This is a genomic window from Nocardioides sp. WG-D5, assembly GCF_054031175.1.
Map to the genome: position 1 here is coordinate 260,277 of NZ_CM132928.1, position 24,459 is coordinate 284,735.

The following is a 24,459-nucleotide window of genomic DNA, read 5'->3' on the forward strand; positions in this document are numbered from 1 at the left end:
CCGTTCGACCGATGGCCGCTGCTCGTCGTTCATGTGGGCCACGATCCACCCCGCCGCTCACGGTCGCGAGTGTCCACATGGACCATTCTTTATCGACCGCCGGTGGCGCCCATGCTCACTGCTCGGAGTCGGCCGACAGCACGCCGGCCTCAACTGCTGCCATGGCGAGCGCCGTACGCGAGGACACATCCAGCTTCCGCATCGCCGTCGACACGTGCCGGTGGACGGTGCGTGGGCTGATGAACAGCGTGTCCGCGACCTGCTTGTTCGTCATCCCCCGTGCGACCAGCTGGATCACCTCCACCTCACGAGGCGAGAGCTGCTCACCGTATCCGCGCCGCCCACGACGCCAGGTCCGCACGACCTCGACGCCGAGCTGTCGCAGTGCGCGGGCCACCCGATCGGCGTCCCATCGGGCTCCCAACGTGGAGAGGCGTTGCTGAACGTCGGACAGCACCCGCACAGCGTTGTCCTGCTCCCCCGTCGCCAACAGGCATCGACCGTGCCGCTCGAGGGCCAACAGCTCGTCGTACGGTCGTGGCAGGTCCGCCCAGGCGGCTGCCGCATCCGCGTACAGACCCGCTGCGACCGGATCGCCGGCGGCGGCCAGGATCGCGCGACACGTCAGCAAGGCAGCATCAGCGGCCGGGACGTCACGGACCGCCGTCCAGGTCGCGAAGGATTCGACCACGTCAGCGGCCCGGCTAAGCTCGCCGGCACCGACAAGGGCATCGATGTGAACAGGTGCCAGGTCGCTTGCCTGCAGCCAGATCCCCTTCCGCTCGATCGCCTCCATGGGCGCGGCCGTCACCTGTACGGCCTCGTGCACGGCACCGTCGGCCAGGAGCAGCCTGCCCAGCGCCACGGCGGCCAGGATCGTCGGATCGTCCAGGGTTCCGGTGGCATGCTCCAACACGTCACGCGCACGCCGCTCGGCGGCGTCTCGGTTGCCGACAGCGACCTCCTGCATCGCCTGGACCGAACGGGCCGCGAGACGAAGGAGCGGATGCGTCTCCTCGCTCGCGCCCATCCCGGACACGGTCTCGGCCAGGCCGTCCCACGCGCCCACGTACCAGTCGAGCAGCGCCAGATGGAACCTCGCGTACTCCGCCACCCGCTCGAATCCGGCGTCGCGAGCAGACTCTGCCGCCCCCTCCAACCGGCGGCGAGCCTCGGCGTACCGGCCCCAGTGGACGGCACGGTGGGCGACGTTGAACAAGACCCGCACCAGCTGGCGCCGTTCGTCCAAGGTGGCCGCGGAGCGTGGTATCTCCGCCGCAGCCTGCCATCCGGCTTCCTCCCCCAGGCTGAGCAGACCCGTCACCCGGTCGATCGCCAGCACCCGCCTCTCCGCGGGTGACTCGATCAGCGGAATCAGACGTGTCGCCCGCTCCAGCCACTGCAGATGTCGCTCCGCGGGCCAGGAACGCTCCGACTCCGGATCGGCAAGGAACAACATCGCCTTGGCCGCGCTCGTGGGCCTGGGCCCCAGCTCGCCCACAGCGATCTCGAACTGAGCGTGGCCCGCCTCGAACTCCCCCACCTGGAACAGCATCCATCCCAGCAGCAGCCGGACCTCGCCGCGCTCGGCCTCAGGAAGGTCGGGATCGTCGAGGACTCCGCTGAGGGTCTCCCTGACCGCACTCTCCATCCCGCCCAAGGGGGTGAGCCTGTTGACCGCCACTTCACCCAGCCGACGAGCCAGACGGGCCCGTCGAACGGGTGGGTGCGCAACGCTGGTCAGCAACCCGTGCAGCAGGGCCACCGCCGTGCGCTCATCACCGGACTCGAGAGCCAGTGCCGCGGCAGCTTCGGCGTAGTGGCTCCACTGCTCGGTCTCCCCCGCCTCGTGGAAGTGGTGAGCCAGTCGCACCACGGGCTGCGGCTCGAGTCGCTGGAGACCGTACGCGGCGCGGCGGTGCAACGCCCACCGCTCGGAGGCTGGGATCGACGCTCCGATCGCGAGTGCGTCCAAGACATGCCGAAACGCCAGACGCCCGCTGCCGACCTCACGCAGGAGGCCCGAGCCGAGCGCAGCGGCGACGCCGAGCTTGGCAGCGGGCTCGTCCAGGTCGGCGACGTCTGACAGCAGCGCCTCATCGGTCGGTTCGGCCAAGATCGCCGCCGCCTGCAGAACCGTTCTGCCCTCCGGCGGGAGCCTGCTGGCGCGCTCGAGGACGGAGTCGCGCAGCGTCGGTGGCACGTTCATCGCGCCGAGCGCCCTCCGGGTCCATGCGTCGTGCTGACGGACGATGTCGTGCCGATCCCGAAGCATCCAGATCGTCTCCTCGACTGCCAGCGGAAGCCCGTCGGTGCGTTCGTGCAGGAAGGCCGCGAACTGCTCCGAGACCGCGTCGGTGTCCAACATCGACCCCACCAGCCTGCGGGTGTCAGCGACGTTCAACGGGTTGAGCTCGACCCGGATCCGCGCGGCGCCCAGGGGCCGTGACGTCAACCGCAACAGCAGCGACCCGGCCGGCACCTCAGTCGACCTGAAGGTCACCACCACCGACATGTCCAGGCCCTCGGAGGCCGTGAGGATGAGGAGCCACTCCAGCGTCGCGGCGTCCGCCCAATGAGCGTCTTCCACCACCAGCACATCGACACCGAGCCGCTCGACCAGCTCGGACAACGCGCCCAGCAACCGGTGCCGGGTCGCAGCTGGATCGCCCGACGGCTCCAGAGCGGGCGGCAGCCGGTCTGCCCATTCCGGGAGCAACGGCCGCAAGGCTCCAGCCAACGGACTCAGCTCGAGGTCGTCGGGCCGGGGGCGCAACCGCCGCAGCCCATCAACCACCGGCCCCAACGGGAACGGCTCGATCACGGGCGGGCACGTCACCATGAGCACCGTCAGGCCGGACAGCTCCGGGGACTGCAAGCACTCCCGGACCAGCCGGCTCTTCCCGATCCCAGCCTCCCCCTCGACGAAGGCCACTGTCGGCGGATCAGCCAGAGCGCCGACAAGGAGCTCGAGCTCGGCGGCTCGGCCCACAAGAGCCGGCGAGGCTGCCAGCCGCTCACGTCGCGCCATCCCCGTAACCGCCGTATTCGTCATCGGCGCCGGACGGCCGAGCGCCTTGGGTGAAGGATGGTCTCACGCCAGGGCTGTACAAGATTCAATCGGTACGACCCCATGGAGCGGATAGGCCGGGCGCGGGGCTCCTCAGGTGTCAGAGCTGGACTCGGTTTCCGCAAAGCGAGCCCGAGGTGACCTCAAGGCCGCGCTCAGGGCCGGCCGCGAAAGCCCGAACTGCATCACCGCGGGTCAGAGCCGGCTTTCGTCAGCAAAGCGACGCATTCGACGTGATGGGTCATTGGGAAGGCCTTGATGGTGGCGAGCGTGAACGCGATCGTTTGCGATCGGCTGCTTTCTTGAGTCAAAACCATCCGCTGACCTGCGGCGACGTCGCTTTGCGCCTCCGCTGGCGCCAGCACACGATTGCGGCCCGTTGCGAACCAAAGCGAGCCCATTCCGAGCCCTGTCGACCTTCTTCATGACCCCAGAGACATGGGGTTCTGGAAACGCCGGTCTGCCGGAAGCGTGGGAACTCAGCGCCGCAGTATCGCGCGGAGCCGGCCCACCTGAGCGGTGCGCTCGGCGAGACGCTGCTCGTCGAGGCTCCGGCCGGGCGCGGCCGCCAGGAGCTCGTGCGTACGCCGCACCGCGGTCGCGTCGTGGGCGAGGAGAGCTGCCACCAGCTCGGCGAGGGTGGAATCCAGCTCGACCGCCGGGACGACGCTCTGCGCCAGCCCGATCCGCTCGGCCTCGTGCGCGCCCACCTTGCGCGCGGTCGCACAGATCTCCAGGGCCCGCGAGTAGCCCACGGCCTCGACCAGCGGCTTGGTTCCGGCCAGGTCGGGAACCAGCCCCAGCGCCGGCTCCTTCATGCAGACCCAGGCGTCCTCGGCCATGATCCGCAGGTCGCACGCCAGCGCCATCTGGAAACCCGCCCCGATCGCGTACCCGTCGACGACAGCGATCGAGATGAACCGCGGGTCGGCCAACGCCACGAACGGCCGCTGGTACTCCCCGATCAGGTCGATCACCTCCTGGTCGCTGCGCGCCAGCGTCGCGACCAAACTGCCGTCGACGTCGGTCTGCCCCGGGTCGACCAGCGACAGATCCAACCCCGCCGAGAACGTCCCACCGGCCCCACGCACCACGACGACCCGTACCTCGTCCGGAAGCGACTCGAGGAACCCCGCGATCGCTGCCCACATCGCCGGATGCTGCGCGTTGCGTACGTCAGGACGATCCAGCAGCACGGTCGCCACAGCGCCGTCGATGCTCAGCTCGACACCCGGCTCATTCATGGCTTCGCCGATCCATCCGCTCCTCGTGTCACGCTCGACTCAGCACCCCGGAGCTCGTTGAGGGCCGATGCGAGGCCGTCGGTGATCAAGTCCACGTCGACGATCTGTTCGCTGGCCGCTGCGACGCCGAACGTCATCTTCCCGTCGTAGCCGATGCAGGTCATGTTGAAGGGACTGTTGTGCATCGGGATCGAGATCGGGATCATCGCGTCCAGCCGCGCCCCGTTGAGGTAGAGCAGTTCGGGCGGCCCCGGCACGTTGGAGACGACCACGCCGAAAGCGGGCAGGGTCCTGCCGCGCATCCCCATCGCCATCGTGGCGATCATGGGGCCGTTGGCGACGACGGTCTGCAACGCAAGGGCCTCGGGACCGAGCGTGGCCACCTGGGCCTTGCTGGCGTCGTTCGATGCCTTGACCCGGGCGAGCCGTTCGCGGGCGTCGGCGATGTCGGTGCCGAGGTCGACGGTCAGGAAGGCGAACGAGGAGCCCGGACGTTCATCACCTTCGGCTCGGATGTTGAACGGGGCACCTGCAGTGAGCGATCGAGCAGGCACGTCTCCGTGGGCGAGGAGGTAGGTGCGCAGGGCGCTGCCGCACATGTAGAGCACCAGATCGCTGACCCCGACGCCATGCGCCCGCGCGACTGTCTTGAGCTCGTCGAGCTCGAAGGATCGGTAGGAGATGCTGCGGCCCCGAGAAACGGGACCGGACCACACGGTCTTGGGCACGCCGTACGGCGCCGCGAGCCGCTGGCCGTCGAACTCCTTGCGGACCAGCTGCGATACGTTTCGGGAGAGCTCGGCCACGGCGATGGACCTGCGACGGACGCGCTCCCCCAAGGTCAGCACCTCGCGCGGCGGCGCCAGCGGGTCCGGGCCGACCGAGAAGAGCGCTGGGCGGGAGAGGTCGGTCGGGTCGGTCGTGAGCCAGCGCAGCATCTGCCGCATCCCGGTGACGCCGTCGAGGATCGAGTGGTGGAGCTTCATGAAGATGCCGAACCGGCTGCCCGAGATCCCGTCGATCAGGTGCATCTCCCAGGACGGATGCCTCGGATCGAGGCCCTCAGCGTGAATCTCGGAGACGAGTGCCAACAGGTCCTGATCGTCGGCCCCGTCAGGAAGGGTGTGCAACCGGACATGATGGTCGAAGTCGATCGCTTCGACCCGGCGCTGAAGGGGGAACCATCGGGCGCTGGGGAAGGCAGGCGCCTGGTCGTACGGCGCGACCACGCTCTGACCGCGCATCTGCTCGCGCAGTGCGGGCACGAAGTCGGGGGCGGCGCCGGACGGCTTCGTGAACAGCATGAGGTTGGCGATGTGCCAGGGCATGTCGTCGCGTTCGACCATCATGAACGCGGCATCGAGGGGCGAGACGTACTTGATCTTCATGTGCTACCTCTGAACGTTGTCGGGTTTCAGCGGGTCGCCCGGGGGCGACGGGTCTCGAGCTCGCGGACCAGGTGGTGCACGCGCTGGTCTCGGACGAGCACCTGGTCCATGCAAGGGTTGAGCACCCCGCGCAGCATCGAGTAGGGCAACCAGCGTCTGGGTGCGTAGGTCGCTCCGGCCCGGGACGTGATGCCGTCGGCGATCGACGTCGCCGCGGCCTCGGCGGAGATGCGGTGGTTGAGCGGCCAGCCGAGCAGCTCGTCGAGCTTGCGGCCGGTCGGGTCGTCGTCGAGGGTCGCGGTGGCCAACGGGGTCTCGACGAAGCCGAAGTAGGCCACCCCGGCCGACGCGCCGTGAGGGGCCAGCTCGATCTTCAGCGCACGCCCGATCTGCTCGGCCGCGGCCTTGCTCGACATGTAGGCGACCCCGCCGACACCCGGTGAGAACGCTGCACAGGAGGCGACCACGACCACATGCCCCTGACGGGCGATGACCTCGGGGAGGGCTGGTTGCACGGTGTTGAGCACGCCGGTCTGGTTGATCGCCACGACGCGGTCGTAGTCGGCGAGGTCCATCGTGGTGATGGTTGCCGGGGCGGGAGTGACGCCTGCGTTGGCGACCACGAGATCCAAGCGGCCGTGATGATCGATCGCCTCCGCGACGACCTCGGACATCCGCATCCGGTCCGTGACGTCGGCGACGTGGACGCTGATGCGATCGGGGCCGACGGCGGCGCGGACAGACTCGAGGCCAGTCTCGTTCACGTCGACCAGCGCTACCGAGGCGCCCCGCTCGTGCAGCAGGCGTGCGAGCGCATGTCCGATGCCGGACCCGGCGCCGGTGACCAGCGCGACCCGGTCACGTACATCGAACCTGCTGGTTGCCGGGCGCTTCATGCGTCGGCTCCTATCGGCTCGGTTCGCCGTGCCCGAACGACGTAGTCGGCGAGATCGACCTTGCGAGTCTGGGCCCGGAAGCTCGCCGAGAAGCCCGGGTAGTGGGTGAAGTTCCGGCCGGAGGGGCTGAGGTAGTAGCTCTGGCAGCCGCCTGCCACGAACACGGACCTGCGTAACCCGTGATCGACCCAGGAGACGAACCGCTCCTGCGCGGTCGCGGAGGGCTCCAGGCTGATCAGGTCGTGCTCGTCGATCGTGCGCAGCGCTTCCAGGATGTAGTGCACCTGCGCCTCGATGGTGATCACCGCCGAGGTGTAGACGCCCGAGTTGGGGCCGAGGATCAGGAACAGGTTCGGGAAGCCGTGCACGGCGGTGCCGAGGTAGGCCGACATCTCCCCCGCCCGCCACACGTCGCCCAGACGTACTCCGTCGCGCCCGTGCATCAGGTCGAAGGCCGGGTGGTCGACCATCTTGAATCCGGTGCCGAGGATGATCGTGTCGAGCTCGTGCTGGCGCCCGTCGGCGGTGATGATGCCGCGCTCGTTGATCTCGACGATGCCGTCGACGACGACGTCGGTGTTGTCGGCAGCCAGAGCCGGGTAGTACGCGTTGGAGAAGGTGGGCCGCTTGCACCCGACCGCGTAGGACGGGGTGAGTCGGGCGCGGAGCTCGGGGTCGGCGACCTGCCTGCGGAGCAGGCCACGACCGAGCGCCTCGAGCGGCTTCTGCAGCAACGGCTCGTGGACGAACCCCGGCACCATCGCCTCGAAGGCGAGCTCCCAGGTCTTCCGAGCGACCGCCTGGGCACGAGGAAAGCGACTGTAGAGCGCCCGGACACCATCGCCGACCGGACGGTCCGGGTGGGGCAGGATCCAGGTGGGCGTGCGCTGGAAGACGGTCAAGTGGTCGACCTGTGGCTGGATACGGGGGATGAACTGCACCGCCGAGGCGCCGGTCCCGATCACTCCGACACGCTCGCCGGTCAGGTCGTGGTCGTGCTCCCATCCCTGGGAATGGAAGACGGTTCCTGCGAACGTGTCCAGGCCAGGCAGGTCTGGCACCGAGGGTGCGCTGAACGGTCCGACCGCGCCGACGAGCACCGTCGCGGTCAGGTTGCCTTCGGTCGTCGAGATGTCCCACCGGCCGGCCAGATCGTCCCAGGACGCGTCGGTGACCTCGGTGTCGAACCGGATATGTGGCAGGACGCCGAAGTCCACCGCGCACCGGTGCAGGTAGGCCTGGATCTCCTCCTGGAGCGGGTAGAGCCGGCTCCAGTCGGGGTTGGGGGCGAACGAGAACGAGTAGATCAGGGACGGCACGTCGCACTGGGCTCCTGGGTAGGTGTTGACCTGCCAGGTGCCCCCGACCTCTCCGGCTTTCTCGAGCACGACGAAGTCGTCGATCCCCTCCTGCTTGAGCCTGATCGCCGTGCAGAGACCGCCGAAGCCGGCTCCGATCACGGCAACGCGTAGATGCTGGGTCATGACAGTCCTCCGGATCACAGGTCGATGGTGAGCGCGTCACCCTCGGCGCGAGAGACGCAGATGAGCATTTCGGTCTCGCACTCTGCGGGCCGCAGCTTGGTGTCGCGGTGCTCGACGGTGCCCTCGAGGACCCGGTGCTTGCAGCTGCCGCAGAAGCCCTGCTGGCAGGAGTAGCGCACCCCCGGGACCGCCCGGCGGATCGCTGCGAGCGCGGACTCGTCGGCATCGACAGGCACGGTCACGCCGGTCCGGGCGAGGCGTACGGAGAAGGGGCGGCCGCCCACGACCGGCGGCGCCGAGAACCGCTCGGAGTGGAGAGAGCTGGTGGTGCTCAGCGACGGCTGGAGCGCGCGGGCGGCGTCGATCAACGGCGTCGGGCCGCACAGGTAGATCGCCGCACCGGGTTCGGCGAGCGCAAGCAGCTCGGCCGCATCGGGTATGCCGAAGTCGGTGTCGGGACGCACCTCCAGCCGGCCGCCGGGCACGTCCCGCAGCTCGTCGAGGAACGGCATCGTCGCGAGCGAGCGGCCGAGATAGACCAGCCGCCAGCGGGCACCTCGACGCGAGGCCTCCCGCACCATCGGCAGGATCGGGGTGATGCCGATGCCGCCGGCGACGAAGAGGTAGTCCTCGACGTCGACGAAGGGGAACGCGTTGCGCGGACCTCTCACCGTGATCCGGTCACCGACCCGCACCCGGTCGTGTATCTCCACGGAGCCGCCGCCACCGTCGGAGATCCGGCGGACCGCGATGCGGTAGCGGCTGCGATCCGTGGGGTCGCCGCACAGGGAGTACTGCCGCTGCGCGCCTGAGGGCAGGAACACGTCCAGGTGCGCGCCCGGCCGCCAGCGCGGCAGCGCGTCACCGTCGGGATGGCGCAGGGCGAGGCTGACCACGTCGTCGGCCTCCTCGGTTCGCCCGTCGACGACGAGGTCGAGGTCGTAGCCGACCCGGCGGACCGGGTTGGCGCGGGACAGGTAGGGCGCGGCGGGACCGGCTGCGAAGACGGTCGAGTACGCCCGCGCGCCGCGCGCCAGCGCGCGGAGTCCGCGCGAGGGTTCGTGAGCCGTGATGGTGGTCATCAGTGTCCGTTCGCGGCCGGAGACTGCGCCAGGTAGCGCACGGCCTTGTCGATCGGGCCCATCTGCGATGGGTGGAACCCGGGCCGCAGATACTGCGGAATCTCCCGGAAGAGGAACCGCACACCGGGCATGAGGCCACGGCGGACGCCTAGGAAGAAGGCCAGCGGCCAGGGCATCCGGCGCCGGGAGTTCGTCGGATCGTTGGCGTACATCCAGCTCGAGATGTAGAGCCACAGCACGAGCAGCCCGAAGGCGGCCAGAACAGCGGTTCGGACCCGGCGCGCGTAGCTGCCGTCGATGTGCTGGAAGACGTCGTAGGCGACGTTGCGGTGCTCCATCTCCTCGGCGCCGTGCCAGCGGAGCAGGTCCAGCATCGTCGGGTCGACCCCGATTTCGTCGAAGGTCTTGTTGTCCAGCAGCCACTCCCCCACCGTGGCGGTGAAGTGCTCGGCGGCGGCGTAGATGCCGAGCCGCTCCTTGAACCAGGCGTCGCCGGCGCGGCCGGTGAGGCCGTGGTCGCCGAAGACCTGGTCCATCAGGAACTCCATCATCCGCATGATCTTCGGGATGTCGAAGCCGTTCCGCTCCAGATGGATCCGGAAGGACTCGTGCGAGCTGGCGTGCGTCTCCTCCTGGCCGATGAATCCGACCAGTTCCTCCTGCAGCCGCGGGTCTGTGATCTCAGGCAGTGCCCGGCCGAGGACGTCGGCCATCGCACGCTCCCCCTCGGGGAGCACCAGGTGCATGACGTTCCAGAAGTGCGTGGCGTACGGGTGCCCGGGGATGTACTCGGTCGGCACGTCGGTCCAGTCGAAGTGGACGTCACGGGCATGGATCGCCAAAGCCTCGTCCTGGTACGCCGCTGAGTCGGTGTGTAGATCCGTCATCGATCCTCCTTGGCTTGTGATGACGGCCACTGTAACAATGCAACACTGTTTGTTGCAATGTTCGATTGCGTAGGCTGGACCCATGAAGGACATGCTGAGCCGAGCAGCGAGTGCGCTGACCGAGTCCGCCGGACCCTCGCCCCGGGCCCCTGAGATCGAGCGGATCCTGGATGCGGGGCTGGAGCTCTTCGTCGAGCACGGCATCAAGCGCACGACGATCGGCGACATCGCCCGGGCGGCCGGCATCGATCGGGTGACGGTCTATCGCCGTGTGGGAGGCAAGGATGCCGTGATCCACGCGGTGGTCACCCGAGAGGCGACCGCGCTCTTCGAGCTCGTCGCGAACGAGGCTCGATCAGGCCGCACGATCGATGAGCGCGTGGAGCTGGGCTTCACCTCGATGATGGAGCAGATCCGGGGCCACTCGCTGCTGGCGCGGATGCTCAAGACCGAGCCCGAGACCGTGCTGACCCAGCTGACCACCGAGGGGACGCTGCTGGTCACGGGGGCCACGTTGGCCACCATGCGGTTCTTCCAGGAGGCCGTCGACGACGGCCTCCTGGACAGTGCTGAGGGGATGGAGCCGAGTGCCGAGCTCTTGGTGCGGGTCGTGCACTCCTACCTGCTGACGCCACAGGCGTTGATCGACCTGACCACACCCCAGCAGCTACGCGCCTTCGCTCGGACGCACATCGTTCCGATGGTGCTGATGGGCACCCGAACGTCTCAGCGTCCGTGACGGACGCCCAGCATTTTCTTCATCAGTGGCAGTACGTGTCCGGCCCGGCGCAGTGAGATGAGCTCGAAGCCGGGCAGGGCGAACCGCTGGCGCACGACCGCACGTGGCCGCGCGAACTCACGCAGTCCGTCGGCGCCGTGGACCCGGCCGAACCCGCTGTCGCCGACACCGCCCATCGGGACCGCGCCCATCCCTGCGAAGGCGATCACCGAGTTGATGGTGACCTGACCGGCACGGAGCCGCCTCGCGATCTCGTCGCCGCGGCTGCGCGAGAACACCGCCGCGCTCAACGCGTAGTCGTGGTCGTTGGCGAGTCGGATCGCCTCGCCGACGTCGAGGACGCGTTTGACCGTGACGGTGGGCCCGAACGTCTCCTCCCGCACCGCGATCGCGTCCTCATCGAGGTCGGTGATGACGATCGGCGAGATGAATCGCTCGCCGACCGACTCAGGACCGCCCATGAGGAAGGTGGCGCCTCGCGCCACGGCGTCCTCGACATGACGGCGGACGATATCGACCTGTGCCGGCATCGTCATCGGACCGTAGGCGGCGCCCTCGCCCGAGCCGGGACACACCCCGTCGAGCTCGGCGAGCAGCCGAGTGCAGAACTCATCGGCGACCTCGTCGACGACGTACACGCGTTCGACGCCGACACAGGTCTGTCCCGAATTGGTGAAGGCGCCCCACGCGACGGCGCGGGCCGCCGCGGCGACATCGGCATCGGCAGCCACCACGACCGGGTCCTTGCCGCCGCACTCGAGCACGACCGGAGTGAGGGTCTGCGCGCACTGTGCCATGACCTGGCGGCCCGTGCGGCTCGACCCGGTGAAGGCGATCTTGTCGACACCGGCGCTGCACAGCGCGGCACCGGTCTCGCCGAAACCGGTCACCACGGAGAGCACGCCGGCCGGCGCCTGCGGGTTGGCGGCGGTGAACGCCTCGACGTACCAGTGGCTGACCGCAGGGGTGAGCTCGCTCGGCTTGACCACGACGGTGTTACCGGCTGCGAGCGCGAACGCGACGGCGCTGTTGGGCGCGTAGAGCGGATAGTTCCAGGGCCCGATGACGCCGACCACTCCGAGAGGGTCGTAGTCGACGCGGGCGGTGTAGTTGGCGAACAGGGGACCAGGGTTGACGCGTTGGGACGCGAGCACCTTTCCGGCGTTCTTCTCCGCCCAGAGGACGTGCTCGACCGCGAGCACGACCTCGAGCACGGCGTCGTCGACCGGCTTGCCGTTCTCGAGGTGGATCAGCTCGGCGATCTCCTCGACGTGGCGCCACATCCAGGTGCGCCATCGGGCCAGATGAGCCGCCCGCCCCTTGAACCCCTGCGCGCGCCACCACGCAGCAGCCGACCGCGCGCCGGCGACGATCTCGCGGACCTCGTCCTCCGCCATCACGGGAAACTCGGCGATCGCGGAGCCGTCGGCCGGACGTACGCTCAGCAGGCTCATCAAGCACCAGCCGCGTGGTTCTTGCGCAGGTCCCGCTTGAGGATCTTCCCGGCCCCGTTGACGGGCAGCTCCTCGAGGAACTCGATGCTCCGCGGCACCTTGTAATTGGCGATCAGCTCCTTGCAGTGCTGCTGCAGGTCCTCCGCGGTGAAGTCGGCCTCAGGAGCCCTCACGACGTACGCGTGGACGGTCTCGCCCCACTGCTCACTGGGCACTCCGATGACGGCCGACATCAGCACGCCGGGGAACTTCGAGAGCGCGGTCTCCACCTCTGCGGAGTAGACGTTCTCTCCGCCGGTGACGATCATGTCCTTGAGCCGGTCGACCACGAAGACGTAGCCGTTGTCATCGATGTAGCCACCGTCGCCGGTGTGCATCCAGCCGTCACGCAGGACCGCCGCGGTCTCCTTCGGCTTGTTCAGGTAGCCGAGCATCACGTTGGCCCCGAAGACGCAGATCTCGCCGACGGTGCCGTTCGGGACCGGGTTGCCGTCCGGGTCGCAGATGCGCACCTCGGTGTGGGGCACGGCGCGTCCGGCCGAGGTGAGCAGGCCGTCGACGTGATCGTCGGGGCCGAGCAGGGTGGCCACCGGAGCGAGCTCTGTCATGCCGTAGGCCTGGGTCAGCTTCAGGTGCGGCAGCAGCGCCTGCGTACGCCGCAGGACGCCCTCGGAGATGACCGAGCCGCCGTACATCAGGCGGCCCAGCGAGGACAGGTCGTAGTCCTTGGCCTCGGGGTGGTCGACGGTCATCTGGATCATCGTCGGCACCATCAGCACGTCGGTGACGCGGTGCTTCTGGATGGTCTCCAGGACGTTCTTCGGCTCGAAGAACGGGATCGTGACGTGGGTGCACCCGAGCATGCTGGCGCCCAGGTTGCCGGCCAGGTCGGCGAGGTGGAACATCGGGGCAGCATGCAGATAGGTCGACGTCCGGTCCAGCAGGTAGCCGCTGGCGACCGCTCCCAGCGCCGAGGTGAGGAGGTTGCGGTGGGAGAGCATCACGCCCTTGGGGAACCCGGTGGTGCCGCCGGTGTAGAAGATCCCGGCGAGCTGGTCGCCGGAACGGCGTACGTCGGCGACCGGCTCGTTGTCGGCGATCAACTGCTCGTAGGACGCCATCCCCTCCGGCGTGGGTCCGTCACCGCAGTGGACCAGGGCCTCGAGCGATGCGCACCTGGCCTTGATCACCGATGCCATGGGAGCGAACGCGTCATCGACGAGCAGCACCGAGGTGCTGGAGTCGTTGAGGGCGTAGACGATCTCCTCCGGGCTCCACCGGATGTTGATCGGGTTGAGGACCGCGTCCGCCCACGGGACGGCGGAGTAGTACTCCACGAACCGGTCGCTGTTCAGCGACAGGATCGCGACGACGTCCCCTTCGGTGACACCGAGCCCCTTGAGGCCGGCGGCCAGACGTGCCACCCGGTCCCCTTGCTCGGCGAAGGTGCGGGTGCGATCGCCGTTGATCGTGGCGACCTTGTTCGGCGCGGCCTGGAGGGCGCGGTGCAATCCCTGGGTGAGATACATGTCTGACTCCTGCGTACGGGTTCTGAAAGGGCGGATCAGCGGCAGCTAATCGGCCGGGATCATTTCGAAGGACTCGCCTGCCTCGGCCTTGGCGACCAGTGAGTCCGGCGGGGTGAACTGCGGACCGTAGGCGGCCGCGAGCTCACGAGCGCGCGCCACGAAGCCGGCGAGACCGCCCTCGTAGCCGTTCATGTACTGCACGACGCCGCCGGTCCAGCCGGGGAAGCCGATGCCCAGGATCGAGCCCACGTTGGCATCCTCGACCGACCGCAGCACACCTTCGTCGAAGCACTTGACCGTCTCGATGGACTCGGCGAAGAGCATCCGCTCCTTCATGTCCTCGAACGGGATCTCCTTGCTGCCCGCGCCGAAGTGCTCGGCCAGTCCGGGCCACAGGCCCGTGGCCCGTCCGTCCTCGTAGTCGTAGAAGCCTCCGCCGCCTGCGCGGCCGGTTCGGCCGAACTCCTCGAGCATGCGGTCGATGACGTCGTAGGCCGGGTGGTGGAAGTAGAGGTGGCCCTTGCCGTCGGTCTCCAGGCCGCTCTGGGTCGCCTTCTGGATCTTGCTCATCGTCGAGAAGTTGAGCTCGTCGGAGAGCTTCAGCGGCGCGGCCGGGTAGCCCGCCTGAAGACCGGCCTGCTCGATCGAGGCCGCCGAGATGCCCTCGGCGACCATGGCGTGGGCCTCGTTGAGGAAGGTGCCGATCACGCGGCTGGTGAAGAACCCGCGGCTGTCGTTGACGACGATCGGGGTCTTCTTGATCTGCTGGGCGATGTCGAAGGCCTTGGCCAGGGTCTCGTTGCTGGTCTTGTCGCCGGCGATGATCTCCAGCAGCGGCATCTTGTCGACCGGGCTGAAGAAGTGCAGGCCGATGAAGTCCTCCGGCTTCTGCACGCCGTCGGCCAGGCCCGTGATCGGCAGCGAGGAGGTGTTGGAACCGAGGACCGCGCCGTCGGCAACGTACGGCTCGATCTCCTGGAACACCTGGTGCTTGAGCTCGACGCTCTCGAAGACCGCCTCGATCACCAGGTCGCAGCCGGTGAGCGCGCTCGGCTCGGCGGCCGGGACGATCCTGGCCAGGAGCGCATCAGCCTGCTCCTGGGTCATCTTGTTGCGCGCGACGGCCTTGTCGACGAGGTTCTTGGAGTAGCCCTTGCCACGTTCGGCGTTCTCGATCGACACGTCCTTGAGGACCACCTCCATCCCCGCCTTGGCACACACGAACGCGATCGCCGCGCCCATCATGCCGGCGCCCAGCACACCGGCCTTGGTGGCGACGAACCTCTCATGCCCCTCCGGGCGGCTGCCACCGGCTGCGATGTGCTGCATGTCGAAGAAGAAGGCCTTGATCATGTTCTTCGACACCTGACCGGTGACGAGTTCGACGAGATAACGCGACTCGATGTCCAAGGCGGTGTCGAAGTCGACCTGCGCGCCCTCGACGGCGGCCGCGAGGATCGCCCGGGGTGCGGGGTAGTTGGCGCCCTTGAGCTGCTTGCGGACGTTCGCCGGGAAGGACGGCAGGTTGGCCGCGAGCGCCGGGGTGGCGGGAGTGCCGCCAGGGATCTTGTGGCCCTTGACGTCCCAGGGCTGGACCGGTTCGGGGTTGGCCACGATCCACGCCTTGGCGGCGGCGAGCAGCTCCTCGGGAGCGACGACCTCGTCGACCAGGCCGACCTCGAGAGCCTGGGCGGGCCGGTAGCGCTGGCCCTGGCCGAGCACCTTCATGACCGCGTCGACGATGCCGAGCATGCGAACGGTGCGTACGACGCCACCGCCGCCGGGCAGCAGCCCGAGTCCGACCTCGGGCAGCCCGATCTGGGAGCCCTTGACGTCGGCGGCGATCCGGTGGTGGGTGGCGAGCGCGATCTCGAGGCCACCGCCGAGTGCCGCACCGTTGATCGCTGAGACGACGGGCTTGCCCAGTCTCTCGAGCGTACGGAGCTGAGCCTTGATGTCGGTGACCAGATCGAAGACGCGCTGGGCGTCCTCCGGGCCGGCCGCGCTGAGGTCGTTGAGGTCACCGCCGGCGAAGAAGGTCTTCTTCGCCGAGGTGAGCACGACCCCGGCCACCTCGTCCTTCTCGGCGACCAGGCGCGCGACGGTGGCGCGCAGCGACTCGATGAAGATCGCGTTCATCGTGTTGGCGGACTGGGTCGGGTCATCCATCGTCAGCGTGACGATGCCGTCGGCGTCCTGCTCCCAGCCGATCATGTTCGCACTCATGAGTTTCCTTTGCGTGTGTCGGAAGATGGGGGCGCTCAGATGCGCTCGATGATGGTGGCGACGCCCATGCCGCCGCCGATGCACAAGGTGACGACGGCGCGACGGCCACCGGTCCGCTCCAGCTCGTCGACCATGGTGCCGAGGATCATGGCGCCGGTCGCGCCGAGCGGGTGGCCCATCGCGATGGCGCCGCCGTTGACGTTGAGCACCTCATCGGGGATGTTGAAGTCCTTCTGCCACTTCAGGGCCACCGAGGCGAACGCCTCGTTGATCTCCCACAGGTCGATGTCCTCCGCGGTCAGACCGGCGGTCGCCAGCACTTTGTGCGTGGCCGGGGTCGGGCCGGTCAGCATGATGGTGGAGTCGGCGCCGGAGGTCGCGGTCGCGACGATCCTGGCGCGAGGACGCAGACCGAGGTCCTTGCCGATCTGCTCCGAACCGACGAGCACCAGCGCGGCACCGTCGACGATGCCGGAGCTGTTGGCGGCGGTGTGGACATGGTTGATCCGCTCCACGGTGTGGAACTTCTGCAGCGCCACCGCGTCGAACCCACCGAGATCGCCCATCGTCTCGAACGACGGCTTGAGCTTCCCGAGGGACTCGACGGTCGACTCGGGGCGCATGTGCTCGTCACGGTCGAGGAGGAGCAGGCCGTTCTGGTCGTGCACGGGCACGATCGAGCCCGTGAATCGGCCCTCCTCCCAGGCGCGGGCGGCCCGCTGCTGGGAGCCTACGGCGTAGGTGTCCACGTCCTCACGGCTGAAGCCCTCGATGGTCGCGATCAGGTCGGCACCGATGCCCTGTGGCACGAAGTAGGTGTCGTAGTTGGTGGCCGGGTCCATCGCCCAGGCGCCGCCGTCCGACCCGATCGGAACGCGCGACATCACCTCGACACCACCGGCGAGCACCAGCGAGTCCCAGCCGGAGACGACCTTCTGGGCCGCGGTGTTGACGGCCTCGAGCCCAGAGCCGCAGAAGCGGTTGATCTGCAGACCGCCCACGGTGTCGGGCAGGCCCGCGGCCAGCGCCGCGGTCTTCGGAATGACCGAGCCCTGGTCGCCGATCGGGGAGACGACGCCGGCGACGAAGTCGTCGATCGCGTCGGTGTCCAGGCCGGGGTTGCGCTTGCGCAGCTCGTCGATCAGGTCGACGAGGAGCGTGACCGGCTTGACGCCGTGGAGCGAGCCGTTGCGGCCTCGGCCGCGCGGGGTGCGGATGTGGTCGTAGATGAATGCGTCGGTGCTCACAGCGAGCGTCCTTTCGAGACGGGGTCGTCGGTGACGTACGTCGGTGACAGGGGGCGAGTCATAGGGAACGGGCGATGAGCTCCTTCATCACCTCGTTGGCACCCGCGAGAATGCGCAGCACCCGGACATCGGTGTAGATGCGGGCGATCGGGAACTCGTTGATGTAGCCGTAGCCGCCGAACAGCTGCAGGCAGCGGTCGGCCACCTCGGTGGCACGGTCGGAGATCCAGTACTTCGCCATCGAGGCCTCGGCGGCGTCGAGCTCACCACGAAGGTGCTTCTCGATGCACTGGTCGAGGAACGCGCGGTTCACCCGGGCGATGGTGGCGCACTCAGCGAGCTCGAAGCGGGTGTTCTGCAGCGCCAGCAGCGGCTTGCCGAAGGCGTGCCGGTCCTTGGTGTAGTCGACCGCGAGGCGGACGGTGCGCTCGATCTGTGCCTGCGCCAGGATCGCGGTGATCAACCGCTCCTGCGGGAGCTGCTCCATCATCTGGTAGAAGCCCTTGCCCTCCTCGGGACCGAGAAGGTGCGACTGCGGGACGCGGAAGTCGTCGAAGAAGAGCTCAGCGGTGTCCTGATCCTTCTGGCCCATCTTGTCCAGCACCCTGCCGCGGGTGAACCCTTCGGGGTCGTCGGCGACCTCGGCCACGATCAGGGAGATCCCGGCCGCCCCCGGCTCGTCACTCGTGCGGGCCGCGATCACCAGCAGGCCGCAGACATGCCCGTTCGAGATGAACGTCTTGGACCCGTTGATGACGTAGTCGTCGCCGTCCTTGACCGCGCGGGTGCTGATGGCCTGCAGGTCGGAGCCGGTGCCCGGCTCGGTCATCGCGATGGAGAGCACCCACTCGCCGCTGGCGACCTTCGGCAGCCAGCGACGCTTCTGTTCCTCGGTCGCGTACGCCGCGATGTAGTGCGCCACGATCCCGACCGACACGGCGAATCCCATCGAGGTGTCCCCCGCGGCGACCTGCTCCTCGAGCAGGACGGTCTCGTGCGCAAAGGAGCCTCCTCCCCCGCCGTACGCCTCGGGCAGCGACATCCCGACGAGACCGAGCTCGCCGGCCTTCAGGTAGGCCTCAGGGCTCGCGTGACCTTGGGCACGGTGCTCCTCGGCGCGCGGCAGCACTTCCTTGGCGAAGTACGTCGCCGCCAGCTCACGCAGCGCATGAAGGTCGTCCGTCATCCAGGATCGAGTCATAGTTGTTGGCACAGCGCCAATAGTGCACTACTGTTGGCAGCCGGTCAACAAGCAATCCGGAACAGAGGTCATCTCATGGACACGAGTACCACCACCGACTACTCCGACATCACCTACGAGGTCTCCGAGCGGATCGCCACCATCACCCTCAACCGGCCCCAGGCCAGAAATGCCTACACGCTCGCCATGGCAGACGACCTCCACGCCGCCCTCGACCGCGCCGACCTCGACGAGGATGTCCGGGTGGTCGTGCTCACCGGAGCGGGCAGCGACTTCTGCGTGGGCGCCGACCTGTCCGGCGGCGGCTTCGACGTCAACGAGACGGTCGACGACGTCAGCGCCTGGCAGGAACCCGCGGGACGATGCTCCCGGCGCGTCTTCGAGATGAACAAGCCGGTGATCGCGGCGATGCGCGGCGCCGCGATCGGCGCCGGAATGACGATCACGCTGGCGTGTGACTTCCGGCTCGGCTCCACGGATTCGAAGTTCGGGTTCGTCTTCGGCCGCCGTGGCATCTTCCCGGAAGGAGGATCCGCCTGGCACCTCCCCCGCCTGGTCGGGATGACCAAGGCGCAGGACTGGATGACCAGCGGCCGCGTCTTCTTCGCCGAAGAGGCCCAGGCTGCCGGCCTGCTGACCTCCACGCACGCGCCGACCGACGTCCTCGATGCGGCGTACGAGCTCGCCCGCGACATCCGGGACAACACCGCGCCGGTCTCGGTCGCCGTGATCCGGCAGATGCTCAACCATCTGAGCGGGCAGCCGACTCCATACCTGGCCCACGAGGTGGACTCCCGGCTCATCGCAGGCCTGCCGACCAGCGCAGATGCGGTCGAGGGGGTGATGTCGTTCCTGGAGAAGCGTCCCCCCGCTTTCCCGACGACGGTCGCGGAGGGACTGCCCTCGTGGCTGCCCTGGTCGCGACCGATGGAAGACTCGACCCCATGAGCACCGCCGAAGAGCCCAGGTGGAGACGCCTCGGTCCGGACCAGCGACGCGAAGAGATCCTTGCGTCCGCAAAGAATCTCTTCGCCGAGCGACCCTACGGCGAGGTGTCCACGGCCGAGATCGCGCGAGCGGCAGGGGTCGCCCGCGGGCTGCTCAACCACTACTTCGGCACGAAACGCGATCTCTACCTGGAGGTCGTACGCGAGGCCGCCACCGTTCCCGCGATCGCCGTCAGCGAGCTGCCCGATGGCCCCCTCGAAGAGCGCATCGACGCCGCGGTCACGTGGTTCCTCGACTCACTAGCCGAGCAAGGGGCCAGCTGGATCAGCGCGAGCGGGGCGATGGGCGTCGGCAGGGATCCCGAGCTGGAGAAGATCCTGCTCAAGGCCGAGAACGACTCGGTCGACCGTGTGCTCGAGGCGGTCGGCCTGGCCGACGACACTCGCCATCGGTCCGAGCTGCGGGCGATGATCAGGGCCTACGGTCAGCTCGCCAGGTCCGCCGGACGCGACTGGTTGCTCAAGGGTGTTCTCACCCGCGCCCAGGCGCACAGCCTGCTACGTCACTGCCTGCTGACGATCGTGAAGGACGTCCTTCCTGACGCCATCGCGTGAAAGGGGCATGATCCCCAGCACCCCGGCCGCAACAAAAGTCACCTGCCCGGATGGCCTCATCCCAGGCATAGGCATCAGATGGAAAATCGGAAGGTCCTCTGAACTCCGCCACCGCATCCCATCTCTCCGTTCACATTCACCCCTTACCCGCACCCGGCCGCGCATTGGGAATCCCTCTCGCCGCAGGGGCACGCTCTCCGGCCTGATCGTCGCCGCAGTCGCCTACCGCGGATGAAATGGGAGCTGGACATAGGCCGGCCGCTGACGCCGGACGTGCGTCGATCTCCAGCCCCACCCGCTCCTGCCGCCGCGGTCACTGAGCTGCGAGCACGGATGACACAAGGCCGCCTGATCTACGTCCGTACCTGCGAGACGTTGGTGAAGACAGTGGGCACCGAAGCACCGATATCGGCGCCGGCACAGCGGATCAAAGTCTTGAGCCCTTGACGCCGCCCGCGTGCCAGGTCGTTCAGAACTTCCACAGCATCGGCAAGTGGCTCCATGTCGCCAGTGAACGGGTCTAGGTCGAGCTGACCCTGGGCGACGAGATCGATGAGTTCGGGATAGCAGTCGTTGTAGCCCACACTCGCACGGATTGTGATTTCCGCGTTCACAGCGGCGAACCCGTCGAAGTGCAGTCCCCCGGCCAGCCCCACCAGCAGCACCGTCCCTCCTGAACGAACGCTTGCCAGAGCCATGTCGAAGGTCGACTGGTGACCGACGACCTCGAAGGACACGGTCGCGCCACCGCCCAGAAGCTTCCGGACGAGGTCAGCTGGTCCATTCTCGGTTCTCGACGGGTCGATGACGTGGTCGACGCCCATGCTCAGAGCCAAGGCGCGTCGTTGCTCGGAGGGTTCTACACCCACGATGGTTTGCACACCGCGCAGTCGCAGCAGCAGGCAGACGAGCAGCCCGACAGGTCCGAGGCCGATCACGACTGCCGTGTCGCCTGCGCCGATACCCGAGCGCCGGGTGGCGTGCAGCGCCACCGCCGCGGGCTCGAGTACAGCTGCTTGGGCAAGGTCGACCCGACTCGGCAGACGGTGCAGCATGTAGGAGGGCAAGACGGCGAGGCCCGCCATGCCGCCGTCGCCCATCAGCCCCGCGAACCCGAAGTGCTCGCAGACGTGGTATAGCCCGCTCTGGCACGCGGCGCAGGTGCCGCAGCGGTAGTTGGGCTCGACCGCGACCCGGTCGCCGGGGGCGAGCCCCTCGACGCCGGGACCTACGGATTCCACGACCGCAGAGAACTCGTGCCCGAGCACGAGAGGGGCCTGCCCGCCGGAGAGGCCGTGGGGGCGGCTGACCGGTATCGCATGCGGGCCGTCGACGATCTCGTGAAGATCGCTGCCGCATACGCCGACGTAGGCCGGGCGCACCCGCACCTTTCGCCGCGCCTTCGATACCACGCCGGGCCGGATGCGCGAGGCCTACGACGGGGTCTCGGAACCGACCAATTCGCAGCCGCCCGAAATCGGGTAGCAGCGTCGCGACAGGGAGTCCAGCGAATTGGCGTACGCCAAGAGTGCGACACGCCGGAAAGCGCGGTTACCGCGCGACATCTGATTGAGAGAGTTGGGCGGCATGGGGACCGACAATCCGCACACCAACTCCGAGCTTGAGGGTCCGATCCGCGACGCATACCGCGCTCTACGTGCGATCGTTCCATCCGCCTACCTGACAGCACCGGAGGATGACCCGCTGCCGATCATCGTCGACGAGCTCGACACGGTGTACCGCATGGCGCATGAAGCGATCGACGCCGAACGCGGCCCACGAATGACCTGGCTCGGCGACGTCGATGAGGAGGCCCGGCCGGGCAGCGCTGTCTTCGTGATCGACACGGATACCGGCACCCACAGCGACCCAGTTGGCGCCGAATGCCTTGCTGGTTGGAGTTCGGGCGATTGGAGGGAGTCTGCACTTGCTCGAGCGGCAAAGGCCTACCAACGAGAGTGCCGCTGGGACGCACCGCCGGGAGAGGATGGCGTATGGGTGGTCGCCGCCAGTCCCTACCGGTGGATCGAGGGCGCCTTCTACGGCAATCTTGTCGGCTTCGTGGTTGTCCACGACCGCGACGATGACGGGAAGTATGAGTCCATTGCTCACATCTGGACCGCGACCGCGTGGCGCCGCCAGGGAATCGCCGACCATCTGATCAGAACGACCCGAGACCTGTTGCCCATCAACACTGTCGAGGAGCCGATCACGAACAGCGGGCAGGCACTCCTTGGCTCTGCCGCCAGCGATCTCCTGCAAGCCACCTGACGTGGCGACGCGACGAGCATTTTACCCTCGGCCACGCTCCCCCGACCCGTGCAGGGAAGTCGGTTCTGCCCCGAGTGCGGCCCACGGATGCTGGGTTCGAGAGCGCGCAGCCGAGTTCTTCTGTCGAGCCCGTCGATAGTGACGGCCGGCGCGGAGCGGTTGGGTAGTTGTGGGTCGATGGCGAGCGCCACCATGACGCCTCCTGGGCAAGGGGTCGGCGGAAGACGCGCAGCTCGGTTCCGACGGTTCAGCGCATCGATCGCGCGCCCATGACGGAAAGGATCTGCAACTTCTCGTAGCTCTCGGTGCCGGGCGCGGCGGTGAAGACCATCAGGAAATGCGCCTGGTCCGGGTCGACCAGCCGCTGGCAGTTGAGCTCCAGGGATCCCACCTCGGGGTGCACGAAATGCTTCACCTGGCGGGGGTGGATCCCGACCTCGTGGTCGTCCCACACCCGCCGGAACTCGTCGTTGCTGTCCAGGAGCAGCCCGGCAAGGTACGCGGCCCGCGATTCCGGACCACGAAGGGTGACGAGTCCCCGCAGCCCAGCGGCGTACATCCGGGTCAGGTACCCATGTTCCTCCGGCGCGTAGAGATCCCGCGCAGTGGGGTCGGTGAACCAGCGATAGCCGATGCTTCGGGCCGGCCCGGTGTACTGGGTCCGATCGCCGGTGAGCGCCACGCCCATCGGGGTCTGCCGCAGGGTCTCGCCGAGCTCGGTGACGATCTCTGCCGGGGTGTCCTCCAACCGCTCCAGGATCTGCAGCAGCCCAGGGTTGATGTGTTCACTGACGCTTCCCCTGGCCGGCGGGTTGTGCCCGGCCAGCCGGAACAGATGGTCGCGCTCGTCGATCGACATGTGCATCCCTTGCGCGATCGAGGCAAGCATCTGCTGTGATGGCTGCGGACCACGCTCACGCTCCAGACGCGAGTAGTAGTCCGCCGACATGTTGCACAGCGCCGCGACCTCCTCCCGCCGCAGCCCGCTCGTCCGGCGGCGCTGCCCACGCGGCAGGCCGACGTCCTCCGGCTGCAACGCCTCACGACGGTTGCGGAGAAACCCCGCCAACCCGGTGCGATCGATCACGACGCTCCCCGTATCTCACTCTGCCAGCGTGAGTGCCTCGTTGCGAGCGCTTGCGAAGTTGCCGCCCACCTCGGTGCCTCCGCCGAAGGTATAAATGACGTCGCCGACGGTGGCGGCGCCGAGGCCGTGCCGCGGAGTGGGCAGGTTCCCCGCGGCGGTCCACTCATCGGCCTCCGGGTCGTACCGCCAGACGTCGTCGTAGACCAGCGGGGCCGGGTTGTGCTGCTCGCCGCCGAACACGTAGATCGAACCGTCGTGCACGGCCGCGGCCAGCCCACCTCGTGCCTCGGGGAGCGGCGCGACCGTCTCCCACTCGTCGGTGGCCGGGTCGTACGCCTCGACGGTCGCGACGTTCTCCTGGACGGCGGACCCGTCCTCGGCGAGCGAGAACTCCCGGCCACCGATCACGTAGATCCGGTCGTCCACGACAGCCGACGCGGCGCTGTTCCGTAGGGTCGGCGCCGGGGCACGCCGTTTCCACCTGCCGGTGGCCGGATCGAACATCTCGTTCCTGTCGCTGTCGACATGGGTCGTGAACGTCGTGGCGCCAGGTGCCTCACGGACCCGACCACCGATGACGAACACCCGGTCACGCACGCTCTCGATCACGAACTCGGCACGCGGTTCCGGCAGGTCGGCGACGGTGGACCAGCTGTCGTCCTGCGGCGAGTAGACGAAGGTGTCCGACTCTGCCCGCCACCGGGGGAACCCACCGCTGAACCCGCCGACGGCGTACAGCGAACCGTTCGCTTCCGCGAGGCCGATGTGGTGCCTGGCCTGCGGCATCGTCGCCAGCCGGTTCCAGGCGTCGGCCCCGGGATCGTACGCATCGAAGTGTGCGGACACCCCGGTGTTGGGGTTGAGCAGTCCTCCGGCGACGTAGATCCGGTCGTCGACGACCTCGGGGTAGAGCTCCTGCCGCTCCAGCGCCATGGGAGCACGCTCCTGCCAGACGTCCGTCCGGCTGGAAGAGGCTTCGGACGACGAAACCGGCGCAACGATGTACGCGGTGGTCAGCGTCGCGCCGACGGCGAGCACGGCCACGGCCGTGCGGGTTCGGGGGGCGAGAAGTTGTCCGGTCACGATGGATCC

The 24,459-nt window shown here is 68.2% G+C and carries 20 protein-coding genes; 4 read left to right on the forward strand and 16 right to left on the reverse strand.

Features of this window, described 5'->3' with window-relative positions:
* Window positions 1-115: 115 nt before the first annotated feature.
* From ACWZJV_RS01300 to ACWZJV_RS01335, 8 genes are all read right to left on the reverse strand, one after another.
* The gene (locus ACWZJV_RS01300; protein ID WP_457179958.1) at window positions 116-3,031 is read right to left on the reverse strand and encodes a helix-turn-helix transcriptional regulator; all 2,916 of its coding nucleotides are present in this window, start codon (window positions 3,029-3,031) and stop codon (window positions 116-118) included.
* Window positions 3,032-3,255: 224 nt separating this feature from the next.
* Window positions 3,256-3,471 carry a hypothetical protein gene (locus ACWZJV_RS01305; protein ID WP_457179959.1) on the reverse strand — a complete coding sequence of 72 codons (216 nt, stop codon included), beginning with the start codon at window positions 3,469-3,471 and terminating at the stop codon, window positions 3,256-3,258.
* 78 nt (window positions 3,472-3,549) lie between these two features.
* Window positions 3,550-4,314 (reverse strand): enoyl-CoA hydratase/isomerase family protein, encoded by a 765-nt coding sequence (locus ACWZJV_RS01310; RefSeq protein WP_457179960.1) that lies wholly within the window; start codon window positions 4,312-4,314, stop codon window positions 3,550-3,552.
* On the reverse strand, window positions 4,311-5,702 hold the full coding sequence (locus ACWZJV_RS01315; RefSeq protein WP_457179961.1) for a wax ester/triacylglycerol synthase family O-acyltransferase: 1,392 nt from the start codon (window positions 5,700-5,702) through the stop codon (window positions 4,311-4,313). Before ACWZJV_RS01315 ends, ACWZJV_RS01310 begins: the two co-directional genes overlap by 4 nt.
* A gap of 26 nt (window positions 5,703-5,728) precedes the next feature.
* On the reverse strand, window positions 5,729-6,598 hold the full coding sequence (locus ACWZJV_RS01320) for a short-chain dehydrogenase/reductase (protein ID WP_457179962.1): 870 nt from the start codon (window positions 6,596-6,598) through the stop codon (window positions 5,729-5,731).
* Window positions 6,595-8,082 carry a flavin-containing monooxygenase gene (locus ACWZJV_RS01325; RefSeq protein ID WP_457179963.1) on the reverse strand — a complete coding sequence of 496 codons (1,488 nt, stop codon included), beginning with the start codon at window positions 8,080-8,082 and terminating at the stop codon, window positions 6,595-6,597. The genes ACWZJV_RS01320 and ACWZJV_RS01325 overlap by 4 nt, the downstream gene beginning before the upstream one ends.
* A 14-nt stretch (window positions 8,083-8,096) precedes the next feature.
* Window positions 8,097-9,164 (reverse strand): PDR/VanB family oxidoreductase, encoded by a 1,068-nt coding sequence (locus tag ACWZJV_RS01330; RefSeq protein ID WP_457179964.1) that lies wholly within the window; start codon window positions 9,162-9,164, stop codon window positions 8,097-8,099.
* Window positions 9,164-10,051 (reverse strand): metal-dependent hydrolase, encoded by an 888-nt coding sequence (locus tag ACWZJV_RS01335; RefSeq protein WP_457179965.1) that lies wholly within the window; start codon window positions 10,049-10,051, stop codon window positions 9,164-9,166. Before ACWZJV_RS01335 ends, ACWZJV_RS01330 begins: the two co-directional genes overlap by 1 nt.
* A gap of 82 nt (window positions 10,052-10,133) precedes the next feature.
* Here ACWZJV_RS01335 and ACWZJV_RS01340 point away from each other — a divergent pair, with 82 nt between their 5' ends.
* Window positions 10,134-10,790, forward strand: a complete 657-nt coding sequence (locus tag ACWZJV_RS01340; protein ID WP_196874338.1) for a TetR/AcrR family transcriptional regulator — start codon at window positions 10,134-10,136, stop codon at window positions 10,788-10,790.
* Here ACWZJV_RS01340 and ACWZJV_RS01345 read toward each other — a convergent pair.
* Genes ACWZJV_RS01345 through ACWZJV_RS01365 form a run of 5 tightly spaced genes read right to left on the reverse strand, consistent with a single transcriptional unit; the run spans window position 10,778 to window position 18,432 of the window.
* The gene (locus ACWZJV_RS01345; RefSeq protein ID WP_457179966.1) at window positions 10,778-12,244 is read right to left on the reverse strand and encodes an aldehyde dehydrogenase family protein; all 1,467 of its coding nucleotides are present in this window, start codon (window positions 12,242-12,244) and stop codon (window positions 10,778-10,780) included. The genes ACWZJV_RS01340 and ACWZJV_RS01345 overlap by 13 nt on opposite strands.
* Entirely contained in the window at window positions 12,244-13,773 is a 1,530-nt protein-coding gene (locus tag ACWZJV_RS01350; protein WP_457179967.1) for a long-chain-fatty-acid--CoA ligase, read from the reverse strand. Before ACWZJV_RS01350 ends, ACWZJV_RS01345 begins: the two co-directional genes overlap by 1 nt.
* A gap of 45 nt (window positions 13,774-13,818) precedes the next feature.
* Window positions 13,819-15,999, reverse strand: coding sequence for a 3-hydroxyacyl-CoA dehydrogenase NAD-binding domain-containing protein (locus tag ACWZJV_RS01355; protein ID WP_457179968.1), 2,181 nt, complete (start codon window positions 15,997-15,999; stop codon window positions 13,819-13,821).
* Between the two features lie 35 nt (window positions 16,000-16,034).
* Window positions 16,035-17,246 carry an acetyl-CoA C-acetyltransferase gene (locus ACWZJV_RS01360; protein ID WP_457179969.1) on the reverse strand — a complete coding sequence of 404 codons (1,212 nt, stop codon included), beginning with the start codon at window positions 17,244-17,246 and terminating at the stop codon, window positions 16,035-16,037.
* A 58-nt stretch (window positions 17,247-17,304) separates the two neighbouring features.
* Entirely contained in the window at window positions 17,305-18,432 is a 1,128-nt protein-coding gene (locus tag ACWZJV_RS01365) for an acyl-CoA dehydrogenase family protein (RefSeq protein WP_457179970.1), read from the reverse strand.
* Window positions 18,433-18,522: 90 nt separating this feature from the next.
* Here ACWZJV_RS01365 and ACWZJV_RS01370 point away from each other — a divergent pair, with 90 nt between their 5' ends.
* Together ACWZJV_RS01370 and ACWZJV_RS01375 are read left to right on the forward strand one after the other, a co-directional pair.
* The gene (locus tag ACWZJV_RS01370; RefSeq protein ID WP_457179971.1) at window positions 18,523-19,395 is read left to right on the forward strand and encodes an enoyl-CoA hydratase-related protein; all 873 of its coding nucleotides are present in this window, start codon (window positions 18,523-18,525) and stop codon (window positions 19,393-19,395) included.
* Window positions 19,392-20,009 (forward strand): TetR/AcrR family transcriptional regulator, encoded by a 618-nt coding sequence (locus ACWZJV_RS01375; RefSeq protein ID WP_196874344.1) that lies wholly within the window; start codon window positions 19,392-19,394, stop codon window positions 20,007-20,009. Before ACWZJV_RS01370 ends, ACWZJV_RS01375 begins: the two co-directional genes overlap by 4 nt.
* A gap of 353 nt (window positions 20,010-20,362) precedes the next feature.
* Here ACWZJV_RS01375 and ACWZJV_RS01380 read toward each other — a convergent pair whose 3' ends face one another.
* Window positions 20,363-21,421: a zinc-binding dehydrogenase gene (locus tag ACWZJV_RS01380; protein WP_457179972.1), complete on the reverse strand. Its 1,059-nt coding sequence runs from the start codon at window positions 21,419-21,421 to the stop codon at window positions 20,363-20,365.
* Window positions 21,422-21,596: 175 nt separating this feature from the next.
* On the opposite strand from ACWZJV_RS01380, the gene ACWZJV_RS01385 reads away from it, so the two are divergent.
* Window positions 21,597-22,280 (forward strand): GNAT family N-acetyltransferase, encoded by a 684-nt coding sequence (locus ACWZJV_RS01385; protein ID WP_457179973.1) that lies wholly within the window; start codon window positions 21,597-21,599, stop codon window positions 22,278-22,280.
* A gap of 247 nt (window positions 22,281-22,527) precedes the next feature.
* Here ACWZJV_RS01385 and ACWZJV_RS01390 read toward each other — a convergent pair whose 3' ends face one another.
* Both ACWZJV_RS01390 and ACWZJV_RS01395 read right to left on the reverse strand, forming a co-directional pair.
* Window positions 22,528-23,367, reverse strand: a complete 840-nt coding sequence (locus ACWZJV_RS01390) for a helix-turn-helix transcriptional regulator (protein ID WP_457179974.1) — start codon at window positions 23,365-23,367, stop codon at window positions 22,528-22,530.
* Window positions 23,368-23,382: 15 nt separating this feature from the next.
* A complete protein-coding gene (locus ACWZJV_RS01395) occupies window positions 23,383-24,450 on the reverse strand; it encodes a Kelch repeat-containing protein (protein WP_457179975.1) in 1,068 nt (355 codons plus the stop codon).
* Window positions 24,451-24,459: the final 9 nt, after the last annotated feature.